The organism is Kitasatospora sp. NPDC092286 (genome assembly GCF_044755565.1).
Lineage (GTDB): Bacteria > Actinomycetota > Actinomycetes > Streptomycetales > Streptomycetaceae > Kitasatospora.
Genome location: NZ_JBIVRD010000023.1, coordinates 108682 through 130068 on the forward strand (window position 1 = coordinate 108682; position 21387 = coordinate 130068).

Below are 21387 nucleotides of genomic sequence, written 5' to 3' on the forward strand. Positions count from 1 at the left end.
GGTCAGCCGGCGGTCGTCGGGACCGGGGGCTGCACCGGGGCGCCGCCGCTCTTCGAGGCCTCCACCTGCTTCTGGAACAGCTCGCGGGTCCACGGCCAGGCCGCGTACTGGTCGGGCTTGAGCACGGCGGCCCAGGCGTCGCGGTCCTTCTGCTCCACCAGGACGATCGGCAGGGTCATGTGCTGCGGGACGTCCTTGCCGTCCAGCAGGTCCAGTGCCGCCCACAGGGCGGCCACCGACTGGCCCGGGTCGGACATGACGGCGACCGAGCCGTTGTCGAGCTTGGTGTCCTTCCAGTAGTTGAGCGCGCGGCCGTTGGTCTCGAAGGTGACCGCCGGGACGGGCTTGCCGGCCGTGGTGAAGGCCTGGGCCACGCCGTAGCCGTCGCCGCAGCCGATGACGCCGTCCACCGTGGGCACGCTGGAGAGCACGCCGAGCACGGCCTTCTGCGCGGTCGCGCCGTCGCACATGCCGTTCACGGTCGCGGCGGTCTTGACGTCCGGGTACTTGGCGAGGATCTCCTCGGTGGCCTTGTGCATCTCGGCCTCGGGCTGGGAGCCCACCACACCGCGGCTGACGATGACGTTGCCCTTGCCGCCGATGCCGTCGAGGAGGGGCTTGGCCGCGTCGGTGGCCCAGTCGGTGAAGCTGTTCTGGATCACATGGGCGCACGGGGCGTCGATCGCGGAGTCGAAGACGACCACCTTGACGCCGGCGGTGCAGGCCTGCTGGATGACGGGCTTCAGCGCGGTGGGCGAGGCCGGGTCGATCAGCAGCGCGTCGGGCTTCTGCAGCAGCAGGCTCTTGATCTGGGCGATCTGTTCCGTCGCCGAGTTGTCGCCGGGCGCGTTGACGGTCTGGTACTTGCCGATCAGCCCGTCCGCCTGGGCCTGCTTGGCGGCGGTCTCGAACGAGGCGACCATGGTCTGCCGCCAGCCGTTGCCGATGAAGCCGTTGCTCAGGGCGATGAACGGCTTGCCCGGTCTCTTGGCGGATGTTCCGGCGTCGCCGCCGGCCGAGCCGGAGCCGGAGCCGGAGCCGCAGGCCGTGGCCAGGAGCGCGACGGCGGTGGCGAGCGAGGCCGCGGCTGCGGCACGACGGCGCGGGGAGGTCGAGGGGATGCGCATGGTGCCTCCTGGGAAGCAGGACCGCTGAGGGTGGGGGTGGGGCGGCGGTGGGGGTCAGTGCCCGGTTCCGACGCAGTGAGTAGTCATTACAGGCCTGTAATGACAGGTTGGCCAGAGGGTGGGAGCTAATGTGTTGTAGGTCACACTTGTGGCCGCAGTGGCGGAAAATCTCCCCGCTGGGGGATCTCTTGTTCCCTACCTGTCATGACAGCATCGATGCCGTGGCATGATTTGAGGACACAGTCGTACCGCCACCGAGGGGGATGGTCAGACCATGGCGCATCAGCGGTTGAACCGCGATTCCAGCGAGCCGCTCTGGATGCAGCTGATGACGGCGCTACGCGCCCAGATCGAGGCCGGCCGCCTGGCACCCGACCAACCCCTGCCCTCCGAGGCGGAGCTGACGGACCTCTACGGCGTCTCCCGCACCGTGGTCCGTGAGGCGCTGGGCGAACTCGTCCAGCAGCGGCTGATCTACAAGGTCAAAGGGCGCGGCGCATTCGTCGCCCCGCGCAAGACCGAGCTGCGGTTCGTCGGCTCCGTCTCCGGCTCCGCCGACGACCTGCGCGAGTCCGGACGCCGCGTCACCACCCAGACCATCCACCAGGAACTGGCCGAGGCCGACGAACGCGAGGCCGCACTGCTGCGCATCCCCATCGGCGAACAGGTGGTGAGGACGCGCCGGCTCCGGCGGGTGGACGGCCAGCCCTGGCTCCTGGTCGACACCACCCTGCCCGCCCGCCTGGTCCCCGGCCTGGAGAAGGCCGTCCTGGAGAACCAGTCGCTCTACGACGTGCTGCGCCGTCGCTACGGCATCGAACCCGACGGGGCCGACCGCTGGATCGAGGCCGTCTTCCCCAACGAGCAGGACGCGGCCGTCCTGGAGGTCTCCACCTCCACACCGCTGCTCGGCATCGAATCCGTGTCCTGGCTGCCCGACCGGACCCGCTTCGAGGCCTACTACGCCCTCCACCGCAGCGACCAGACCCGCTTCTACGTCGGCATCCGCTGACGGGCAGTCACTATTCGGCGGCCCCAGGGGATATGGCGAGGGTGGCGTCGATGTCCAGGGCCGGGCCGGGCGGTTCGCACCTGCCCGCGGGGGAGGCGGGTATCCCGCCGGGGGTCTCGTCGGCGTACGGCCGGGCGATCCCGCCCAGGCCGCCCTTTGACCGCAACCGGGTACGGTCCTGGGGACGGTCGTCAAACTCCCGCCTGCGTGGCGGTGTTGGGGCAACGCCGCCACGCCGCCCGCCCGGAGGGCGGACGGCGTGGGTTCGACGACAGGCCCCGGCGGCTAGCGGCGCAGCGGGCCCTCGCAGGTGTAGTCGGCGCTGCCGGCCTGGCCGGCGGGCCAGACGTCGACCTTGCCGAACCAGCAGTTCATGTCGGCCATGTTGTTGCTCGCGGCGCCGCCGCGGCCGAGGAGGAAGTGGTCGACGGTGTCGGCCATGTCCTTGCGGACCCGGCCGCTGTCGGCAGGGTTGCCGAGGTTGGCGGTGATGCGCCCGGTGCAGGTGAAGCGCATCTTGTTGTCCCAGTCGCCGTTGTCCTTGCAGACGGGGGCGTTCTGGGTGGCCCTGGCGAACGCTGTCTGCACTTCGGGGGCCAGGGCGGAGGCGAGCCGGCCGTTGGGGGTGTAGGTGGTGTCGGGGACGAACAGCTCGTCGGCGAGCGGCACCTCGGCGTCGAGGTAGGCCGTGTAGTCGCGCTGGAGGGCGGCGTCCCGGCCGAGGCGGTCCCGCCAGGCGTCGTAGCCGGTGCGGTCGTCGGCACGCAGCAGGCGGTACATCTCGGCGAGCTGGTCGGGGTGCCGCTCGCCGAGGAGGTTGAAGAAGGTCGCGGCGTAGGGGTAGGCGCGGAAGCCCTCGCCCGCCCAGGTGGCGTGCAGGATCTGGTCGACGGTCAGGCGGGGGGTGCCGGCCTGGTCGTCCCAGCCGACCTGGCGGACCATGTACTTGCGGGCCTTGACGCCGTCGTCGCGGGTGGCGCCGGCGAAGTACTCGGCGGTGCCCTCGTTCATCGCGAAGGTGGCGTCGCCGGGCCAGCGGGTGGTGTAGCCGGACTCGGGGATCGCCCAGCGGGCGTTGAGGTAGTGCGTGTACTCGTGCCGGAACAGCTCTTCGAGGCTGAAGTACGACTCGGCGGTGGTGCGCTGGTAGGTGTAGAAGGTGGACTGGTCCTCCATGAACATGCCGCCGTTGTTGACGTCGCCGATGCCGAACAGCAGGCTCTGGAAGGACTGGTAGTTGGTCTTGGTGTCGTAGAGCTGGACCGTGAGCGCCGGGTGGGTGTCGTCCGCGAGCGGCTGGTCGGTGCCGATGACGCGGAAGAACTGCGCCTTGACCTGCTTGGTGGCGTAGTAGAGCTGGTCGGCGGTGGCCCGGTCGAGGGCGGTGCGCACGATCAGGGTGCCGTTGTCGTACGTGTAGGTGTTGGGGAAGAGCTGCTTCTCGATGTCGGCGCGGCAGACGCCGTACTGGGCGCAGAGACCGAGGTCGTTGACCGGGCCGACGAGGTTGGCCCAGGGCCTGCTCATCCGGCCGAAGGTCGCGGCGGCGAGCTCCAGTTCGGGGCCGATCCGGCTGGTCAGCTCGGGCTTGAGGGCGCCGATCTGGGCGAAGCGACCGTACTCCAGCATGGCGTCGGCGGCGGCCCACTCGCTGGCGGTGCCCCTGAGGTGGGCGTAGCCGGCGAAGACCCGGAAGGTCTCGCGGTAGTCGGCGTCGGCGGCGACGGCGGCGCGGAAGAGGCCCTGCGGGTCGTCCGCGACATTGGAGATGCCCTGGAAGTTGATCTGGAGGGCGCCGAGGGCGGCCCAGTTCCAGCCGCTGTCGCCGATCGCCCTGCCACCGGGCGCGAACATCCGCAGGACCTGCTTGATCAGCGGGATCCGGGCCTGCCGCAACTGCGGGGTGGAGCCGGCCTGGAACAGCTCGCCCATGGTGTTGCCGTTGGTGGTGGTCGGCTCGAACACCCGCGGGTTGGCGGTGTAGGCGGCGATGGCGCGGTCGACGGCGGCCACGGTGACGGCGTCGCCGCCGTCGATCTCGGAGTGGCTGAAGTCGAAGTAGGCGACGCTGTGCAGGTAGTACCAGAGTTCCTGCTGGTTCAGGTTGTTGGCGCTGTCGAAGGACGGCGCCAGGGTGCTGATCCGGTCGGCGACGGCCCGCACGTGGGCGGGGGTCATCACCTTGGCGAGCTGGGGGTTCCAGGTGAGCAGCAGCGGCCGCAGGCAGGCCTCGTAGGTGTGGCCGCGGTCGGCGAGGAAGTCGGCCAGCGCGCTCGGGCCGAGCGCGGTGAACTCCTCGGGCGTGCAGGCGGCCTGCCGCGCGGCGACGCCGCGGGCGGCGGCCGGCGGAGCGGTGGCCGGTTCGCCGGGCTGGGGGCCGCCGGTGGTCGGCTGGAGCGCAGCGGTGCCGGGGAAGCCCTGCGGGCCGGACCGGACGGCGGCGCCCGGAGCGCCCTGGTGCGCCACCTGGTCGCCGGCGGTCGGCCGCGCGGTGGCGGAGGCCGCCTGGGTGGTGGCTGCCCCAAGGGGGCCGGCGACGGCCTGGGCGCTGTGCAGCAGCGGCACGGCGAGGGCGGTGGCCAGGGCGGCTGAGAGCAGGGTGTTGCGCACGGATGCGGTTGAGGGCACCGGATCTCCTCGATGGGGGTACGTGTGGGGGGTGGTGCGGGGGTGCTCGCCGGGGGAGGAGGGAGGCGGCGGGCGCCCCTGATACCGGGACTTGGGGTGGTGCCGGTATCGGGATACAGCGATGTCGACGTGGAGCCGGACCCGTACGGGGCCGCCGCGGAAGCGGATCGGATCGGCGGCCCCGTACGGGGGTTCGGTGGGGCTGCGGGGGAGGGCGTGGGGTCCGTGTCGTGGACCCCAAGCCCTGGCGCGGCCGAGGTGGGTGAGATGCGGTCAGGACCGGCCGGGCCGAGAGTCGAGTGCCAGGAGAATCACCGCTGTTGAGGGCAGCGAGGAGATTCCCGGCGACCCGGTCGGGTCACTGGGTGAGGGCGGCGGCCGGGTGGCCGCCCTGCATAACATAGTAATGTGACATGGCACTCGACAAGAGGGTGCAGCCCCGTTATTCATCCGTGTCCGAGCGGATCCCGGCCGTGTCGACCCCCGGTGGGAGGGGTGCCGTGGAAGGTCACGGAAGGGTTTCGAAGTGGCGCGGCGTCACACGGAGGCCTTGACGCGGTCCGGGGTGCGGCGTTTGCTGTGACCCGCTCGTTTAATTCTGTTTGTATCTGGTCTGTTATGTGTTTTTGAACGTTCAAATCGAAGGAGCGCGACATGGGCGCGATCGCTGGGGCGGCGGAGTACCTCCGGCAGTTCGACGAGCCCGTCGGCTACCTCGACTTCGCGCGCTTCGGGCCGGTGTCGGCCCGGGTGCGCGACGTCCTCGGCCGGGCCGCCACCGCGATCCACGGCCAGGGCTGGGAGGCGCTGGCCGGTCTCGACGCGGCGGGGGAGGAGGCGGCCCGGGCCGCCGCGGACCTGCTCGGCTGCGCGGCGCACGAGATCGCCTTCGTCAGCTCGACCTCGCACGGCATGTTCGCGGCGGCCCACGCGCTGCGGGGCCCCGGTACGGTGCTGGTCGGCCGGTCGGACTTCCCCGGCGCGGTCTACCCCTGGCTGCGCGCCGAGGGGAGCGGAGGCCTGACGGTCCGTCTGATCGACGGGCCGGTCACGGCGGACGCCGTCCGGGCCCACCTGGACGACCGGGTGCGGGCGGTCTCGGTCTGCGCGGTGGACGCCGCGACCGGCCACCGGGCGCCGCTGGCCGCGCTCAAGGAGCTGATCGGCCCGCGGCGCGTCCTGGTCGTCGACGCCGTCCAGGCCCTCGGCGCGGTCGGGATCGCCGCCGACGCCGCGGACATCCTCGCCTCCGGCGGCCAGAAGTGGCTGCGCGCGGGGTGGGGGGCGGCGCTCCTCCTGGTGCGCGACCGGGTGGCCGGCCTGCTCCGGCCCGGGCTCGGCGGCTGGTCGGGCGTGGTCGACCCGATCGACCGCGACGACCACCCGCGCCCGGCCCGGCCCGGCGCCGTCGCGCACACGCTCACCAACCCGGACGGCCCGGCCGTCGCCGCGCTCGGCGCGGCACTCGCGCTGGTCCGGGAGACCGGCGTCGAGCCGATCAACGCCCTGATCGGCGAGGCGCTCGACGGCCTGCTCGACGCCGCCCGGTCGGCCGGTGCCGAAACGGCCGGCGGTACGGGCAGCGGGATCGCCCGGTTCCGGCTGCCCGGAGCCGACCCGGCCGCGGTCCATCACGCACTGACCGGCGCCGGGCTCGCCACCACACTGCGCGGCGGCTGGATCCGGCTGTCGCCGCACGCCTCCAGCGGGCCGGAGGCGGCCGCCCGGCTGGCCGGGGCGCTGCACGCCCTACGGGCCTCCTGACCACTCCGGACCCCGGCCCGCCGGGAGCGTCCGCCACCCGGTCGGCCAAATCCCGTCCGGGTGCCCACAGGTGACGCCACCACATTTTCGAGAGGAATGCAATGTCACACCTTTCCCGTCGCGCCCTGCTGCGCGCCTCCGGAGCCGGCCTGCTCGGCCTGACGGCACTCCCCGCGCTCTCCGCCTGCTCCGGTTCCGGCTCGGCCCCGGGCGGGGACGCGGCCACCGGCACCGTCACCGTCTGGTCCTGGACCTCGGCGGCCGAGGCGTTGCGCGCCGTCGTCCCGGCCTTCGAGAAGGACAACCCGGGCATCAAGGTCGACGTCCAGGACATCGGCGAGCCGGCGATCTGGGACAAGATCACCGTCGGTCTGGCGGCCGGCGGCCAGGGCCTCGGCGACGTGCTCCACATCGGCTGCGACTACCTGCCGGGCTACCTGGAGAAGTTCCCCGGCGGCCTGGCCGACCTCTCGGCCCTCGGCGCCGACGCGCACAAGGAAGCGTTCGCCCAGGGGCTCTGGCCGGTGGTCAGCGGCAAGGACGGGCACGCCTACGCACTGCCGTGGGAGGTCAACCCGTTCGGCTTCTTCTACCGCAAGGACCTGTTCGACAAGGCCGGCCTCGACCCGGAGTCCTTCCGGACCTGGGACGACGTGATCGCCGCCGCCGGCCCCTTCAAGGCGGCCAACCCGGGTGTCGCCCTGATCGGCCTCAACAAGCCGGGCACCCCCGACGCCGACCCCAACTTCCTGCAGGCGCTGATGCAGCTCCAGGGCGCGTTCTACTTCGACCTCAAGGGTGCCATCACCATGGGCTCCCCCGAGGCGGTCCGGGCCCTGACCGTCATCAGGAGCCTCGACCAGGCCGGGCTGGTCGCGGACTCCTCCGGCGACCACGGCTGGTCCAACCTGGTGAAGGCGGGAAAGGTCGCCGCCGCCCCGCTGGCAGCCTGGGCCGCGCACTACCTGGAGACCAAGTTCCCGGACCAGAGCGGCAACTGGCGCCTCGCCCGGCCCGCGGCCGTCACCGCCGGCGGCAAGCGTGCCGCCATCGTGAACTCCACCCACCTCGCCGTCTCGGCCACCAGCCCCCGCCGCGTCGCCGCCTGGAAGTTCGTCGAGTACGCCCTGACCAGGCCCGCCTCGGTGAACGCCATGTTCACCGCCGGCGGCGTCTTCCCCGCCCTGACGGCGGCCCACACGGACCCGATGTACGCCGCGCCCAGCGCCTTCTACGGCGGCCAGCCCGTCCTGAAGACCTTCGCCGACCTGCTCGCCGAGGGCGCGGACGCCACCAACTACTCCGGCGACTACGCCCGCGCGCTCAAGCTCGCCGGCGACGCGCAGGTGAAGGTCTTCCTCAAGGGCGCCGACCCGGCGGCCGTCCTCAAGGACGCCGCCAAGCAGCTCGCCCAGCAGACCGGGCGCACGATCGCATGACCGCCACCGCCCGACCCGCCGCCCCGGCCCCGGCCGTGGCGGCGGCGCCCCGCCGCCGGGCGGCCGTGCTCCGCCGCCGGGCCCTGCCCTACCTGCTGCTCGCCCCGGCCCTGATCACCTTCACGGTGTTCAAGGCCTACCCGATCATCTCCTCCCTGCTGCTCTCGCTGACCACCGGCTCCGGCGCCGCCACCCACAACGCCGGCCTCGCCAACTACCGCCGGCTGCTGAACGATCCGCTGTTCTGGACGGCCTTGCGCAACACCGGCGAGATCCTCGTCGTGCAGGTCCCGCTGATGCTCCTGCTGGCCCTCGGCCTGGCCGTCGGCATCAACTCGGCCGTCGTCCGCTGGCGCGCCGTCTGGCGGCTCGGCGTCTTCATGCCGGCCGTCACCGGGCTGGTCGCCACCGGTGTGATGTTCGCCTTCCTGCTGAACACCGACCACGGCGCGGTGAACTGGCTCCTCGACGCCGTCGGCCTGCCCGCGGTCGACTGGCTCGGCAGCCCGTTCTGGTCGCGGATGTCCGTCGTCCTCGTCCTGACCTGGCACTACACCGGCTACAACGCCGTCATCTACCTGGCCGGCCTGCAGGGCATCCCCAAGGAGCTCTACGAGGCCGCGATGATGGACGGCGCCGGACCGCTGCGCCGCTTCCGGTCGATCACCGTGCCGGCCCTGCGCCCCGTCCTGCTCTTCACGGTGGTGCTCTCGACCATCGGCACGCTGCAACTCTTCGACGAGCCCTACGTGCTGACCCACGGCGGACCGGACAACGCCACCCTGACCGTCTCGATGTACCTGTACGTCAACGGTTTCCGCTACTTCGACTTCGGCTACGCCTCCGCCATCGCCTACGCGCTCACGCTGCTCGTATCGGTGCTCGGAGTAGTCCAGATGCGCCTGATGGGAGAGCGCGAATGAGCACCAGGTCCGCGCGGCCGCGCGGTTGGCCCCTGACCCTCGTCCTGGCCGGTGTCACCGGGCTCTCGGTCGGCCCGTTCTACTGGCTGGTGGTGTCCGCCACCCAGAAGGACGGCGACATCTTCGACTGGCCGCCCAGACTGCTGCCCGGCGGCAGCCTCGGCGACAACCTCGACCACCTCCAGGCCAAGATCGGCCTGCTTCGCGTGGTCGGCAACTCGCTGCTCGTGGCCGGGCTGCAGACGGCGGGGGCACTGGTCGTCGCGCTGCTGGCCGGCTACGCCTTCGCCAAGTTCCGGTTCCGGGGCCGTACCGTGCTGTTCGCCCTGCTGCTGTCGACCCTGGTCGTGCCGGAGCAGGTGATGCTGGTGCCGCTGTTCAAGATGATGATGTCCTTCGGCCTGCTCGACAGCTACCAGGCCATGGTCCTGCCGGGCCTCTGTGTGCCGTTCGCGATCTTCCTGATGCGGCAGGCGCTGAGCGGGATGCCGGACGAACTCCTGGACGCCGCGCGGGTCGACGGCGCGGGGGAGTTCCGGGTGCTGTGGAGCGTGGTCGTCCCGGTCATGCGCCCGGTGCTGGCCGCCCTGTCGATCTTCCTCTTCCTGGGCTCGTGGAACCAGTTCGTCTGGCCGCTGATCGCGCTGCGCAGCCCCGAGATGCACACCCTGCCGGTGGCCCTCGCCACGCTCCACGGCAACGAGAGCAACACCGACTACGGCGCGATCCTCGCCGGGACCGCGCTGTCCACCCTGCCGATGATGGTCCTCTTCCTGGTCCTCCAGCGGCAGTTCATCTCCGGCCTGCTGGCCGGCGCCACGAAAGGCTGACCATGGAGGAAACCGTGGAGGAGACCGTGGAAGAGATCTGGGAGCCGCACGCCCCCACCGCGTCCGGCCGTCCCCGGCCGCTGACCGTCGAGGGCCTGGACCTCCTGGTCACCGGCACCGCGACGGCGCGCACGACGGACGAGGGGGTCGTCGAGGTCACCGCGGACGGCGAGGGCGAGGTACGGATCGAGTGGCGCCTCCCGTGCGTCGACGCGACCGCCTTCTGGACCCCCGACCCCAAGGGCACCGGCTGGCTGCCGGCCGCCTGGAGCGCCCCCCGCCGGGTGACCCTGGCGCGCGGCGCCCCGGTCGCCGCCCTGGTCGGCACCGGCGACATCGCGATCTGCGCCTTCGCCGCCGACCGCCCCGACGTCCTGGCCGGGGCCGGAGTCCTGGAGGAGACCGGCGAGTTCCGCTTCTGGGTGCAGGCGGCCGGGCGGCTGACCGTCCGGATCGACACCTCCCGCCGGCACTTCGCCCGCTGCCTGGCCGCCATCGCCGGCTGGTGGTGGGCCGACCGCGAGGCGTCCGTCCCCGAGGCCGCCCGGCTGCCCGCCTACTCGACCTGGTACTCGCTGCACCAGGACATCAGCCCCGAGGCGGTGGAGACCCAGGCCGCGCTCGGCAAGGAGCTCGGGCTGGACAGCATCATCGTCGACGACGGCTGGATGACCGCCGACCGCACCCGGGGCTACGGCCACTGCGGCGACTGGGAACCGGTCTCGCTGCCCGACACCGCCGCCCACGTCCGGCGCGTCCACGACCTCGGGGTGCGGTACCTGCTCTGGTACGCCCTGCCGTTCATCGGCCGGGACAGTGCCGCCTGGGAGCGGCTCGGCCGGTACGCGCTCGCCGACGCCGCCCACATGGGCGCGATCGTCGCCGACCCGCGCTACCCGGTGGTGCGCGAGCACCTCACCGAGCGGCTCGCCCGGGCCGTGGAGGAGTGGGGGATGGACGGGCTGAAGATCGACTTCGTGGACTGGTTCGGCGTCGAGAACCCACCAGCCGCCGGCCCGGAGGCGGACTGCGGGACGGTCGCCGAAGGCCTCGAACTGCTCCTCGCCGAGATCCGCCGGCGGATCACCGCCGTCCGGCCGCAGGCCATGATCGAGTTCCGGCAGCCGTACGTCAGCCCCGGCCTCTGGCCCTACGTCACGATGATCCGGGCCACCGACTGCCCGCTCAGCCCGGCCGAGAACCGGCAGCGCACCATCGACACCCGGCTGGTGGCCGGCCCGATCGCGGTCCACGCCGACATGCTCATGTGGCACCCGGCCGAACCCCCCGAGCAGATCGCCTGCCACCTCATCAACGTGCTGTTCTCCGTGCCGCAGATCTCGGTGGACCTGGCGGTCCAGACCCCGGAGCAGCGGGAGGCGATCGCCTTCTGGCTCGGCGTCTTCCGCGAGCACCTGGGGACGCTGCAACTCGGCGAACTGCGCCCGGCCCGGCCCGACCTGGGCTACCCCCTGGTGACCGCCGTCGGCGGCGACACCGTGGCGGTCGCGCGCTACGCCCCGTGGCCCGTCCGGATCGGCTCGGATCCGTGGCGCACCCTCCTGGTCGCGAACGCGGACGCGGACCCGGAGGTCCGACTGGTCGGCGGCGGGGGACTGGCGGAGGCCGTCGTCCACGACGCTCGCGGACGGCAGGTCCGGCAGGGCACCATCGACCTGGCCGGCGGTGCGGTCGTCCCCGTGCCGCGCGGGGGGCTGCTGACCCTGCGCCGGGCGGAGCCGGGCCGAGGGTGAGGCCGCCGTCCACCGGTCACCACTGATGAGCCCGATCCAGCCAGCGGAGAGCAGATGAGCCAGGGACCACGTCGGCCGCGGGGCGGCGCCACCACCATCGAGGACGTCGCCCGCGCGGTCGGCGTGTCCCGGCAGACCGTCTCCAATGCCCTCAACGCGCCGCACCGGGTCCGCCCGGACACCCTGGAGCGGGTGACCGCGGCGATCGAGCGGCTCGGCTACCGGCCGGACCAGTCGGCCCGGTCGCTGCGCACCGGCGCCCGGCGCACCCTCGGCTACCTCGCGCCGACGGACGACCCGTTCGACCCCAATCCGCTGATGGCGGGTTTTCTGGAGGCCCTGGTCGACGCGGCCGGGGCCGAGGGGTACCGGGTGCTGCTCTTCCGGCCGCCGCCCGGTACGGCGGACCCGCGGCCGACGATCGACGAGGTGGTCGCCGCCCGGCAGGTGGACGGGCTCGTCCTGGCGGACGTGCTCCACGACGATCCGCGGGTCGGCCACGTCGCCGCGGCGGGGATCCCGTTCGCGGCCTTCGGCCGGATCGGCGAGGGCGGTCCGCGGCACTGGGTCGACATCGACAACGGGGCGGCGATGGCGGAGGTCGTCCGGCACCTGGCGGAGCGCGGCCACCGGCGGATCGGCTTCGCCGGGCCCCCGGCGGGCCTGCCCTGGATGGCGGCGCGGCGGGAGGGCTTCCGGGCGGAGGCGGTCCGGCAGGGGCTGGAGGTCTCCGAGCCGGTGGCGCCGGCGGCCGTCGGGGAGATCAGGGCGCTGCTGCGGGGGCCGGACCGGCCGACGGCGGTCGCGGCCGGCAGCGACCTGCTGGCGCTGGACGTCTACGAGGCGATCCGGGCCGAAGGCCTGGTCGTCGGCCGTGATGTCGCGGTGGTCGGGTTCTACGACACCCCGATCTGCCGGCACCTGCATCCCGCGCTGACGTCCGTCCGGCTGCCGCTGCGGGCCATCGCCTCGGCGCTGGTCCGGCTGCTGCTGGCCCAGCTCCGCGGCGAACCGCAGCCGGAGGCCGGGCTGTTGCTGCCGACCGAGCTCGTCGTGCGCGACAGCTCCCGGTGACCGGCCGGCCGAGCCGGCGGTGCCGCCCGGCCCTGCGGCCGGTGGGCCGGGCGAGGTCAGGACGCGGGGACGACGATCAGCTCGCCGACGAGGCGGGCGGCGGCCTCGCGGTCCTCGTCGGGCAGGGCGTCGTCGGTGACCAGGACGTCGATCTGGTCCAGCGTGGCGAACGAGGCGAGGCCGACGGCGTTCCACTTGGTGTGGTCGGCGGCGACCACGACCCGGCGGGCCGACTGGAGGAAGGTGCGGTTGGTCTCCGCCTCGGCGAGGTTCGGCGTGGTCAGTCCCGTGGCCGGCGAGAGGCCGTGGCAGCCGAGGATGAGCACATTGACGTGCAGGGACCGGATGGCCTGGTCCGCCACCGGGCCGACCAGGCCGTCCGACGGGGTGCGGACGCCGCCGGTGCGGATGACCGCGGCGGAGGGCGGGGTGCCGTCCTCCGCGGGCTGTTCGAGCACGTCGGCGATCCGCAGCGAGTTGGTGACGACGGTCAGGCCCTCGACCGCGCGCAGGTGGCGGGCCACCGCGTGGGTGGTGGTGCCGGCCGCCAGGCCGACCGCCGAGCCGGGCGGCACCAGCCCGGCGGCGGCCCGCGCGATCGCCTCCTTGGCGGGCAGCTGCCAGGACGCCTTCGTCTCGAACCCCGGCTCGCCGCTGAGCGGGGCGTCCACCTTCACGGCGCCGCCGTGGACCTTGTGGATCAGACCCCGGCGGGCGAGCGCGTCCAGATCCCGGCGGACGGTCATGTCGGAGACGCCGAGGTCCCGGACGAGTTCGGTGACCCGGACGCCGCCTTGCGCGCGGACCAGGTCGAGGATCTGGACGCGCCGCTGTCCGGCGAGCGGTTGGGCACTGTCGCGCATCGGGCGGCCTCCTGGCGGCGCGGTGATCGGTGAAGAGTGATCGATGAAGGTGGTCAACGCCATGATGGCAGGTCGTGGCGGGGCGCGCCCACCAATTCTGTTGCGTTTTGTTGGATGTTGTTTGATTATGATGTTGCCTGGCCGGGCCCACCGGCCGGCCGCCGGAACGCCTTCGGGAGGAAGACATGGCCAGGACCGTGACCGAGCCGACGGCGCCGCCGTCGGCGGCGGGGACGGAGAGGACGGTGACCAGGCTGGCGGACGGCCGGGAACTCGTCTACTTCCACACCGGGGCCGCCCCCCGCCCGGCCACCGACCGGCGCCCGCTGGAACCCGCGGCCGACCGCCCCGAGGTGCGCCTCGACCCGGCCACCGGCGACTGGGTCACCATCGCCGCGCACCGCCAGGTCCGCACCTACCGGCCGCCGGCCGACGAATGCCCGCTCTGCCCGTCCCGGGACGGGCGGCTCAGCGAGATCCCCGCCGGGGACTACCAGGTCGCCGTCTTCGAGAACCGCTTCCCCTCGCTCGCCGGAGCGCCCGGCGCGCCGTCCGCCGATGCCACCGATCCCGCCGAGGGCGGGCTGCACACCGCCCGGCCCGGCTCCGGCCGGTGCGAGGTGGTCTGCTTCACCGCCGACCACGGAGCCTCCTTCGCCGACCTCGACGAGGCCGGTGCGCGGCTGGTGCTGGACGCCTGGACCGACCGCACCGCCGAACTCTCCGCCCGGCCCGGCGTCGCGCAGGTGTACTGCTTCGAGAACCGCGGCACCGAGATCGGCGTCACCCTCGCCCACCCGCACGGCCAGATCTACGCGCTGCCCTTCACCACCCCCCGCACCGCCCGGATGGCCGGACAGGCCGGCCGCCACCGCGCCGCCACCGGCCGCAACCTCTTCGAGGACCTGCTCGCCGCCGAACGCGCCACCCCCGAACGGCTGGTGCTCACCGGAACGCACTGGACGGCCTTCGTCCCGTTCGCCGCCCGCTGGCCCTACGAGGTCCACCTCTACCCCCACCGCCGCGTCCCGGACCTCACCCGCCTCACCGAGGACGAACGCGCCGAGTTCCCCGGGCTCTACCTCGAACTGCTGCGCCGCTTCGACCGGCTCTTCGGCACCCCGGAGGCCCCCGTGCGCACGCCCTACATCTCCGCCTGGCACCAGGCGCCGCGCGAGGGCGGCGCCGAACTCGCCCTGCACCTGGAGCTGTTCACCATCCGGCGGGCCGCCGACAAGCTCAAGTACCTGGCCGGGGTCGAGTCCGGCATGGACGCCTTCGTCAACGACATCGCCCCGGAGGCGGCCGCCCGGCGGCTGCGGGAGGTCGCCTCGTGACCGGGCCCGCGAGCAGCGCCACCACCCCGTTCCTCCACCCGGGAGAGCAGACACCATGACCACCTTCCACGAGCTCTTCGGCCACGCCCCGACCGGGGAGTGGGCGGCACCGGGCCGGGTGAACCTGATCGGTGAACACACCGACTACAACCTCGGGTTCGTCCTGCCGATCGCCCTGCCGCAGACCGTCCGCGCCCGGGCCCGCCGACGCGACGACGGCCGGCTGCGGCTCTACAGCGCCCAGGGCGACGGCCGGGTCGCCGAGCTGGCCGTCGCCGACCTCGCCCCCGGCACGGTGGCGGGCTGGGCGGGCTATCCCGCCGCCGTGGTCTGGGCCCTGCGGCAGGCCGGCCACCCGGTCGGCGGCGCCGACCTGCTCCTCGACAGCGACGTGCCGACCGGCGCGGGCCTCTCCTCCTCCGCCGCGCTGGAGTGCGCGGTCGCCTCCGCCTACAACGACCTGTACGGCCTCGGCCTCGCCGCACAGGACCTCGCGGTCGTCGCACAGCAGGCCGAGAACCGGTTCGTCGGCGTGCCCTGCGGCGTGATGGACCAGATGGCGTCGATGTGCGGCCGCGCGGGAACCGCGCTCCACCTGGACGCCCGCGACCTGTCCATCCGGCACGTGCCGTTCGACCTGGCGAGCGCGGGCCTGCGGCTGCTGGTCATCGACACCCGGACCAGGCACGACCTCGCCGACGGTGCGTACGCGGCGCTGCGCGCCGGCTGCGAGCGGGCCGCGGCGCTGCTCGACCTGCCCGCCCTGCGCGACGTTCCGCCGTCCGGCCTCGATCCCGCGCTCGGCCGGCTGCCCGCCGAACTGCGGCCGCTGGTACGGCACGTGGTGACCGAGAACGAGCGGGTGCGCCGGGCCGTCGCCCTGCTCGACGCCGGTGACCCGGCCGGGCTCGGGCCGGTCCTCACCGCCGGGCACGCCTCGCTGCGCGACGACTACCGGGTCTCCTGCCCGGAGACGGACCTGGCGGTCGAGGCCGCCCTGTCCGCCGGGGCGCTCGGCGCCCGGATGACCGGCGGCGGCTTCGGCGGCTCGGCGATCGCCCTGGTGGCCGTGGGCGCCGCCGACGAGACGGCGGCCGCGGTGGCGGCGGCCTTCCGGCGGGCCGGGTACCCCGAGCCGGGCCTCGTCCACGCGATCGCGTCCGCCGGGGCCCGTCGGGTGTCCTGACGGACCCCGGCAGGGGGGCGGCCGGTCCGCGTGTTCCGTCCCCGCCCCGCTGACCGGGCGTCACGACTCCAGGACGGAGAGCGGTTCGGGGAGCGCGCTCTCGGCGCACGGGATGACGGTCCTGATGATCTCCATGGTCCGCTCGGTGAGGTCGGCCCGGTTGCCGAGCACCCAGGAGATGTGCTGGGCGCCGAAGAAGGCGGAGACCAGCACCTTGGCGAGGACGGCGGGCGTGGTCGAGCGGGCGAGCTCGCCGCGCTCGGCCCCGTGCTCCAGCCAGGAGCAGATCAGCGCGGTGTAACCCTGGTAGGGCAGCGGGAGTTCGGCCTCGATCGCCGCCCGCTCGATCTGCAGCCGGGCGCCGGCCTGCATCACGGTGTCGTCGCGCAGGGCCGCCGCCGTGCGCAGCAGCAGTTCGGCGACGGAGGCGATCGGCGGCAGGCCGAGCTGCTCCACCCGGCCCGCGATGGCCGCGATGCGGCGGTAGAACTCGTCGGCGATGCTGAGGGCGAGGGCTTCCTTGTTGGCGTAGTGGAAGTACACCGCGCCCTTCGTCATCCCGGACAGCTGGGCGACGTCGAGGATGGTGACGGCGGGGAAGCCGTTCTCGGCGAAGGCCTGGGCGGCGGCGTGCAGGATCCGCTCCTGGGTGCGGACGGCCCGTTCCTGTTTGAGTTCCTTGCCCCGGGCCGTCTGCGGCGGGGTGGTGGTGGGCCCGGGGAGGCGTTGTCCCTGCGGCGCTCTCATGATCGGCCTCTCTCGGACGCGGTGGACGGGGGTGCGGCGGACGCTGGTGCCACACGACGTAACAGTGAACGGCCGGCCCTTGAAACAAACCTTCGTAAAGGTAGATTTGAGAGCGCTGGCGGGCCGGGCCCGTAAGGGCTCGCCCACGACCTCTGGGGGGAGAACATGCGGCAATACCATGTGCGACGTGCGGTCCGGAGAACGGTGACGCGGCGGGTGACCCGGCGGCCGGGACCGTGACGGCCGCCCCGGTCCTGGCCGGCCCCACCCTGCCAGGAGCCCGACTGACGTTCGACCGGACGATACCCCGGCACCTCGTCCACCGTGCGGCCGTCGCCGAGGTGTTCGTGACGGACGCGGTCGCGCTCGGCGGCGACCGCTTCCTGGTCGGCGCGCAGTGGCCGAGGGACCACGCGCTCTACCACCCGGACCCGCAGGGGGTGAGTGATCCGCTGCTCTTCGCGGAGACCATCCGTCAGGCGCTGGTCTGTCTCGCGCACTGGCACTACGGAGTGCCGCTGACCCACCGGTTCGTGGGCAGCGACATGGACTTCGAGATCACCGACCCCGGGGCGCTGCGGGTCGGCGCGGAGCCGCTGCGGGCCGAACTCCTGGCGCGGTGGCACTGGGTGGACAACCGGCCGCCGCGACGGTTCGGGATGCGGCTGGAGGTGGTGCTCAGCATCGCGGGCCGCGAGTGCGGCCGTGGCGGTCTGCGGGTCGTCGCCCTCGACGAGCGGACCTACCGGGTGCTGCGCGGGCGCCGCTCCGAGGCCGGTCCCGGCCCGGCCGGGCCGGTTGCCGGGGGGACCGTCGCGCCGGAGGCGGCGCGCCGGAGGGTCCGGCCGTGGCGGGTGGGCAGGCTGCGGGGCAAGGACAGTGTGCTCGTCCCGGGCCCGTCGCCGCGCGAGTGGCGGATGCTGGTCGACCTCGACCACGCCATCCTCTTCGACCACCCCACCGACCATGTGCCGCTGATGGCCCTGCTGGAGGGCGTCCGGCAGTTGGGGCACCTGCTGGTCCACGACCCCGCGGCGGGACCGCCCGTCGTCGGCCCGCGGGCCCTTGGCCCGCAGGTCCTCCTCGCCCTGACGACACGCTGTCTGGCCTTCGCGGAGCTGGACGAGCCCCTTCTCCTCGCGGTGCGGGGCGGGGTGACGAGGGCGTCCGGCCGGGGGCGGCTGGCGATCGACGTGCTCCAGGGAAACACGGTGCTCATGACATCGGAGACGGGCTGGGGCGGGGCCGGTCCGGGTGATGCGATGGCGAACCATGGACTCCGACCTCCCTTTTTCGTGACCGCCGACAGGCACCCTTAGAAATACCGTCGGGAAGGAATGGGAGCAACGGGATCATCCTTTCCTTGAAGATCCCTTTACCGTGAGCCGGGGTGCCGGCCGCACTTCGGGGCGTTCCCGGGTGGGGGCCGGCCGCCGGTCCGGTTCGGTGGCCGGTGGCCGGAGTGACAACTGACTGATCGTCATAATTCCTTGCAGGTAGGGGAAGTGTGGCCATCAGTGCGCGCCGGTCCGGCCGGGACCGGCGGTCGGGCGGTGGCGTGGTCCGGCCCGCACGGCCGCACCACCGGCCGTGCGGGCCCGGTGAATCGTCCTTCACCAAACCTTCCATCGTCGTTCTCCTCCCGCGGCGCCGGCCGTCGCCCCGTCGAACCGCGCGTCCCTCGTTCCGCGTCCACTCTCCCGCCCGCGCCCCCCGCTCCGTACCGGAGGAACCGCATGGCCGTCCCAGAGCCCACCCGGCTGGTGTTCAGCGACGTCGACGAGACGCTGCTCACCCGCAAGAGCCTGTTCGACTTCCTGGACTACTACTTCACCCGCCGCTACGGTGCCGCCGGTGCGCGGCACGTCGACCAGACGCGCCGCTGCCTGACGGCCCTGGCGGCGGCCGGCGCCCCGCGGGAGCGCGGAAACCTGGCCTACTACCGGGCGTGGGAGGGTCAGCGCGAAGCCTCGGTCGCCGAGTCGGCGCGGCGCTGGTTCGTCGCGGCCAGCGCCGAGAAGGGCTTCTACCGGGCGCGGACCCGCGCCGAACTGCGGCGGCACCAGGCCGAGGGCGGCCTCCTGGTGCTGGTGTCGGGCGGGTTCCCGGCCCTCCTGGAGCCCGTCGCCGCGGACATCGGCGCGCGGCACCTGGTGTGCACCAATCCCGAGGTCCGCGAAGGCCGTTACACCGGCGGGGTGGTCGGCGACCCGGTCATCGGCGCGGGCAAGGGGGCCGCCGTGCGCCACCTCATCGGCGCCTACCCGCACCTCGGGCCGCAGGAGTGCTACGGCTACGGCGACCACGTCTCCGACCTGCCGATGCTGGCCGAGGTCGGCCACCCGGTGGTGGTGGGCGCGGACCCGGCCCTGCTGGCCGCGCTGCCCGGTGCGCGGGTCCTGCCGGACTGACGCCCGCGGCCGGTCAGGCCGCGGGCGGCAGGACGAGCCGCCAGATCTCCTGGACCTGTGCGGGGAAGGTGTCCAGCCGGCACGCGGAGGTGGCGGTGTAGTAGGTGCCGAAGACGGAGGCGATCACGAACCCGCTGAGCGCCGAGGGTTCGTGACCGTCCTCCAGTTCGCCGAGCCGCTGGGCATCCCGGACCAGACGGGTCATCACCAGGGACAGGTCCGTGATCACGTCCGGGGTCTGGCTGCGGGACTGGGCCTCCTCGACGACCAGGTGGAGCCCGGCCCGGAAGCGCAGACAGGTGTGGAGCAGACCGACGAGGCCGAAGGTGATCTGACGCAGCACCCCGAGCGGGTGCCGGTCGGATTCCTCGACCTGGTCGAGGACGCCGCGCCAGGCATGGTCGAAGGGGGCGGTGAGCGCCGCAGCGAGTTTCTCCTTCGAGGAGAAGTGCGCGTACAGCGCGCCTTTGGTCATTCCCGTCCGGACCGCTATGCGTTGCAGGTTCGCTCCGGCGTACCCGTGCCGGACGAACTCGTCGGCAGAGGCGTCGAGGAGCAGCTCATGCGTCCTCCACGCCCGTTCCTGCTTGATCACGATGCCTCTCAGCCGTTGTCGGCGAACGTGGCCGGCGAAACGCCGGAACCGTCTTCTGTGAATCTTTTACCGCGGGCGGGTCCGGCAACAAGGGCGGTGCGGCGGGCGGTGGACGATTGAGCCATCTTCGGCCGGTCGCCGGAGCGGTGTGCGGCGGCCGTGCGCGGTCGCGGGCGCCGTGTGCGCGGGCGTGTGCGCAGGTCGGGGCGGGAGGTTGCAAAGTCGTCGACCGCTCCGTCAAAACTGACGTTCGAGAAGGTATTTTTGTCTGCGGTCGATCGCGCAGACGCATCATCGGTGCACCATACAAGGGGGAGTGAACGTCACATGCGGTCAGACGACATTCAGGACGTGGCGCCGGCCGGAAGACCCCTCCTACAGACGTTCATGGAGGAGGTCTTCGACTCGCTGCACCGTGCCGATCAGCGTCGCTGGGCCCGGGCGTACCTGGGCGGGCTGCTCAGCGTCCCCGGCAAGAAGACGCTGCAGCAGCTGGCGCGGACGGTCGCGCCGACCTCGGCCGCCGTCCACGGGCTGCAGCAGTTCATCAACGCCAGCCCGTGGGACTGGGGGCCGGTGCGCCAGGCACTGGCCCGGACGGTGGCCGAGAGCGCGGTGCCGCGCGCCTGGAGCGTGGCGGAACTGACCATCCCCAAGCGCGGCGACCACTCGGTGGGGGTCCACCGGCGCTTCGACGCGGCATCCGGACGAACCGTCAACTGCCAGCAGGCGAGCGGCTCCTTCCTGGTCACGGACACCCACTGCGTCTCGGTGGACTGGCGGCTGCTGCTCTGCGAGGCCTGGTGCGAGGACGAGCGGCGCCGCCGGCGGGCCCGGATCCCGGACGGGGTCGCGGCCCGGCCCTCCTGGACCCACGTCCTGGACTTCGCGACCGCGGTCGCCGCCCACCCCCGGCTGGCCTCCGTGCCCTGGGTGCTGGACCTGCGGCACGAGCCCGACATCGCACCGGTGGCCGCCGGACTCGCCCAGCTGGGCATGGACTTCGTCTGCGAGGTGGGCCCCGGGCAGCCGGTGCGGCCCCCCGCCCGCACACCGTCCCCGCCGGTGGGGATCGGGGCGCTGATGGCGCGCAGCCAGACCCGCCAGCCGCATCTGGTGGTCCGTCAGTTGCCGTCCGGCCGGCCCGAACCGTTCACCGTCCACTCGGGGCTGGTCCGGCTGCCCCGGACGGAGGCCTCCGGCGCCGCGCCCCGGCGCACCTACCGGGTGCTGGTCAGGCCCGCCCCGAGCGGGCAGCACCCCGCCCGGTACTGGATCACCAGCCTGACCGAACGCCGGGTGGAGGACGTGCTGGCGCTCGCCCGGGCCGTCCCGGCGGCCGAGCGCGCCATGGCCGACCTGGCGGAGAACTTCGGGGTCCTGGACTTCGAGGGCCGCTCCTACCCGGGCTGGCACCACCACATGACGATGGCCTCGGCGGCCGCCGCCTACAGCCGGCTGCACACCGGCCCCGCCGGCGCGCGGGCCCCGCTCACCGCCCGGGTGCCCGCGCACCGGGCGGCCGGGCCGGAGCGCCGCTCCGCCTGACCGCCGGCCGGGCTCCGCGGGCGCCGGCCGGGGCCCGCGGAGCCCTGCGACTTCCGGAGGTCGCGCTTGTCCGGAGGCGGCCGCGCGCCCGAGAATGGAACCGGCGCGGGAATCCCCGGAGCCGTTTTCCGGAAAGGCCGCGGAAATCG

The 21387-nt window shown here is 73.2% G+C and carries 18 protein-coding genes; 12 read left to right on the top strand and 6 right to left on the bottom strand.

The genetic code is table 11. From position 1 onward, the window contains the following. Positions 1-2: 2 nt before the first annotated feature. Positions 3-1127 carry an ABC transporter substrate-binding protein gene (locus ACIQIB_RS23385; RefSeq protein WP_363608421.1) on the bottom strand — a complete coding sequence of 375 codons (1125 nt, stop codon included), beginning with the start codon at positions 1125-1127 and terminating at the stop codon, positions 3-5. 274 nt (positions 1128-1401) lie between these two features. Here ACIQIB_RS23385 and ACIQIB_RS23390 point away from each other — a divergent pair, with 274 nt between their 5' ends. Further along, positions 1402-2139, top strand: a complete 738-nt coding sequence (locus ACIQIB_RS23390; protein ID WP_363608423.1) for a GntR family transcriptional regulator — start codon at positions 1402-1404, stop codon at positions 2137-2139. A 10-nt stretch (positions 2140-2149) separates the two neighbouring features. On the opposite strand, the gene ACIQIB_RS23395 is transcribed toward ACIQIB_RS23390, so the two are convergent. Both ACIQIB_RS23395 and ACIQIB_RS23400 read right to left on the bottom strand, forming a co-directional pair. After that, positions 2150-2305, bottom strand: a complete 156-nt coding sequence (locus ACIQIB_RS23395; protein ID WP_400760269.1) for a hypothetical protein — start codon at positions 2303-2305, stop codon at positions 2150-2152. Between the two features lie 119 nt (positions 2306-2424). Next, entirely contained in the window at positions 2425-4767 is a 2343-nt protein-coding gene (locus tag ACIQIB_RS23400) for a collagenase (RefSeq protein WP_400760271.1), read from the bottom strand. A 654-nt stretch (positions 4768-5421) separates the two neighbouring features. On the opposite strand from ACIQIB_RS23400, the gene ACIQIB_RS23405 reads away from it, so the two are divergent. The 6 genes from ACIQIB_RS23405 (at position 5422) to ACIQIB_RS23430 (ending at position 12551) form a co-directional block, all read left to right on the top strand. Then, positions 5422-6531: an aminotransferase class V-fold PLP-dependent enzyme gene (locus tag ACIQIB_RS23405; RefSeq protein WP_400760274.1), complete on the top strand. Its 1110-nt coding sequence runs from the start codon at positions 5422-5424 to the stop codon at positions 6529-6531. 101 nt (positions 6532-6632) lie between these two features. Further along, positions 6633-7970, top strand: coding sequence for an ABC transporter substrate-binding protein (locus ACIQIB_RS23410; RefSeq protein WP_400650790.1), 1338 nt, complete (start codon positions 6633-6635; stop codon positions 7968-7970). After that, positions 7967-8893: a carbohydrate ABC transporter permease gene (locus tag ACIQIB_RS23415; protein ID WP_400760277.1), complete on the top strand. Its 927-nt coding sequence runs from the start codon at positions 7967-7969 to the stop codon at positions 8891-8893. Before ACIQIB_RS23410 ends, ACIQIB_RS23415 begins: the two co-directional genes overlap by 4 nt. Continuing rightward, positions 8890-9723, top strand: coding sequence for a carbohydrate ABC transporter permease (locus tag ACIQIB_RS23420; RefSeq protein ID WP_400760279.1), 834 nt, complete (start codon positions 8890-8892; stop codon positions 9721-9723). The genes ACIQIB_RS23415 and ACIQIB_RS23420 overlap by 4 nt, the downstream gene beginning before the upstream one ends. 14 nt (positions 9724-9737) lie before the next feature. Next, positions 9738-11477, top strand: coding sequence for a glycoside hydrolase family 36 protein (locus ACIQIB_RS23425; protein ID WP_363608433.1), 1740 nt, complete (start codon positions 9738-9740; stop codon positions 11475-11477). Positions 11478-11531: 54 nt separating this feature from the next. After that, positions 11532-12551: a LacI family DNA-binding transcriptional regulator gene (locus ACIQIB_RS23430; RefSeq protein WP_400650783.1), complete on the top strand. Its 1020-nt coding sequence runs from the start codon at positions 11532-11534 to the stop codon at positions 12549-12551. Between the two features lie 56 nt (positions 12552-12607). On the opposite strand, the gene ACIQIB_RS23435 is transcribed toward ACIQIB_RS23430, so the two are convergent. Further along, positions 12608-13414: a DeoR/GlpR family DNA-binding transcription regulator gene (locus ACIQIB_RS23435; RefSeq protein ID WP_400650780.1), complete on the bottom strand. Its 807-nt coding sequence runs from the start codon at positions 13412-13414 to the stop codon at positions 12608-12610. Between the two features lie 185 nt (positions 13415-13599). Here ACIQIB_RS23435 and galT point away from each other — a divergent pair, with 185 nt between their 5' ends. Both galT and galK read left to right on the top strand, forming a co-directional pair. Further along, complete coding sequence (galT, locus tag ACIQIB_RS23440; RefSeq protein WP_363608439.1) at positions 13600-14751, top strand: galactose-1-phosphate uridylyltransferase; 1152 nt, start codon at positions 13600-13602, stop codon at positions 14749-14751. Positions 14752-14806: 55 nt separating this feature from the next. Continuing rightward, positions 14807-15937 (top strand): galactokinase, encoded by a 1131-nt coding sequence (gene galK, locus ACIQIB_RS23445; RefSeq protein WP_400760282.1) that lies wholly within the window; start codon positions 14807-14809, stop codon positions 15935-15937. A gap of 60 nt (positions 15938-15997) precedes the next feature. On the opposite strand, the gene ACIQIB_RS23450 is transcribed toward galK, so the two are convergent. After that, on the bottom strand, positions 15998-16684 hold the full coding sequence (locus ACIQIB_RS23450; protein WP_363608443.1) for a ScbR family autoregulator-binding transcription factor: 687 nt from the start codon (positions 16682-16684) through the stop codon (positions 15998-16000). Between the two features lie 236 nt (positions 16685-16920). On the opposite strand from ACIQIB_RS23450, the gene ACIQIB_RS23455 reads away from it, so the two are divergent. Then, positions 16921-18003: a ScbA/BarX family gamma-butyrolactone biosynthesis protein gene (locus ACIQIB_RS23455; protein WP_400760283.1), complete on the top strand. Its 1083-nt coding sequence runs from the start codon at positions 16921-16923 to the stop codon at positions 18001-18003. 417 nt (positions 18004-18420) lie between these two features. After that, entirely contained in the window at positions 18421-19095 is a 675-nt protein-coding gene (locus tag ACIQIB_RS23460) for an HAD family hydrolase (RefSeq protein ID WP_400760285.1), read from the top strand. A gap of 13 nt (positions 19096-19108) precedes the next feature. On the opposite strand, the gene ACIQIB_RS23465 is transcribed toward ACIQIB_RS23460, so the two are convergent. Beyond that, entirely contained in the window at positions 19109-19690 is a 582-nt protein-coding gene (locus ACIQIB_RS23465; RefSeq protein WP_363608449.1) for a TetR/AcrR family transcriptional regulator, read from the bottom strand. Positions 19691-20017: 327 nt separating this feature from the next. Here ACIQIB_RS23465 and ACIQIB_RS23470 point away from each other — a divergent pair, with 327 nt between their 5' ends. Further along, entirely contained in the window at positions 20018-21238 is a 1221-nt protein-coding gene (locus tag ACIQIB_RS23470; protein ID WP_363608451.1) for a transposase, read from the top strand. The last annotated feature ends 149 nt before the right edge of the window (positions 21239-21387 follow it).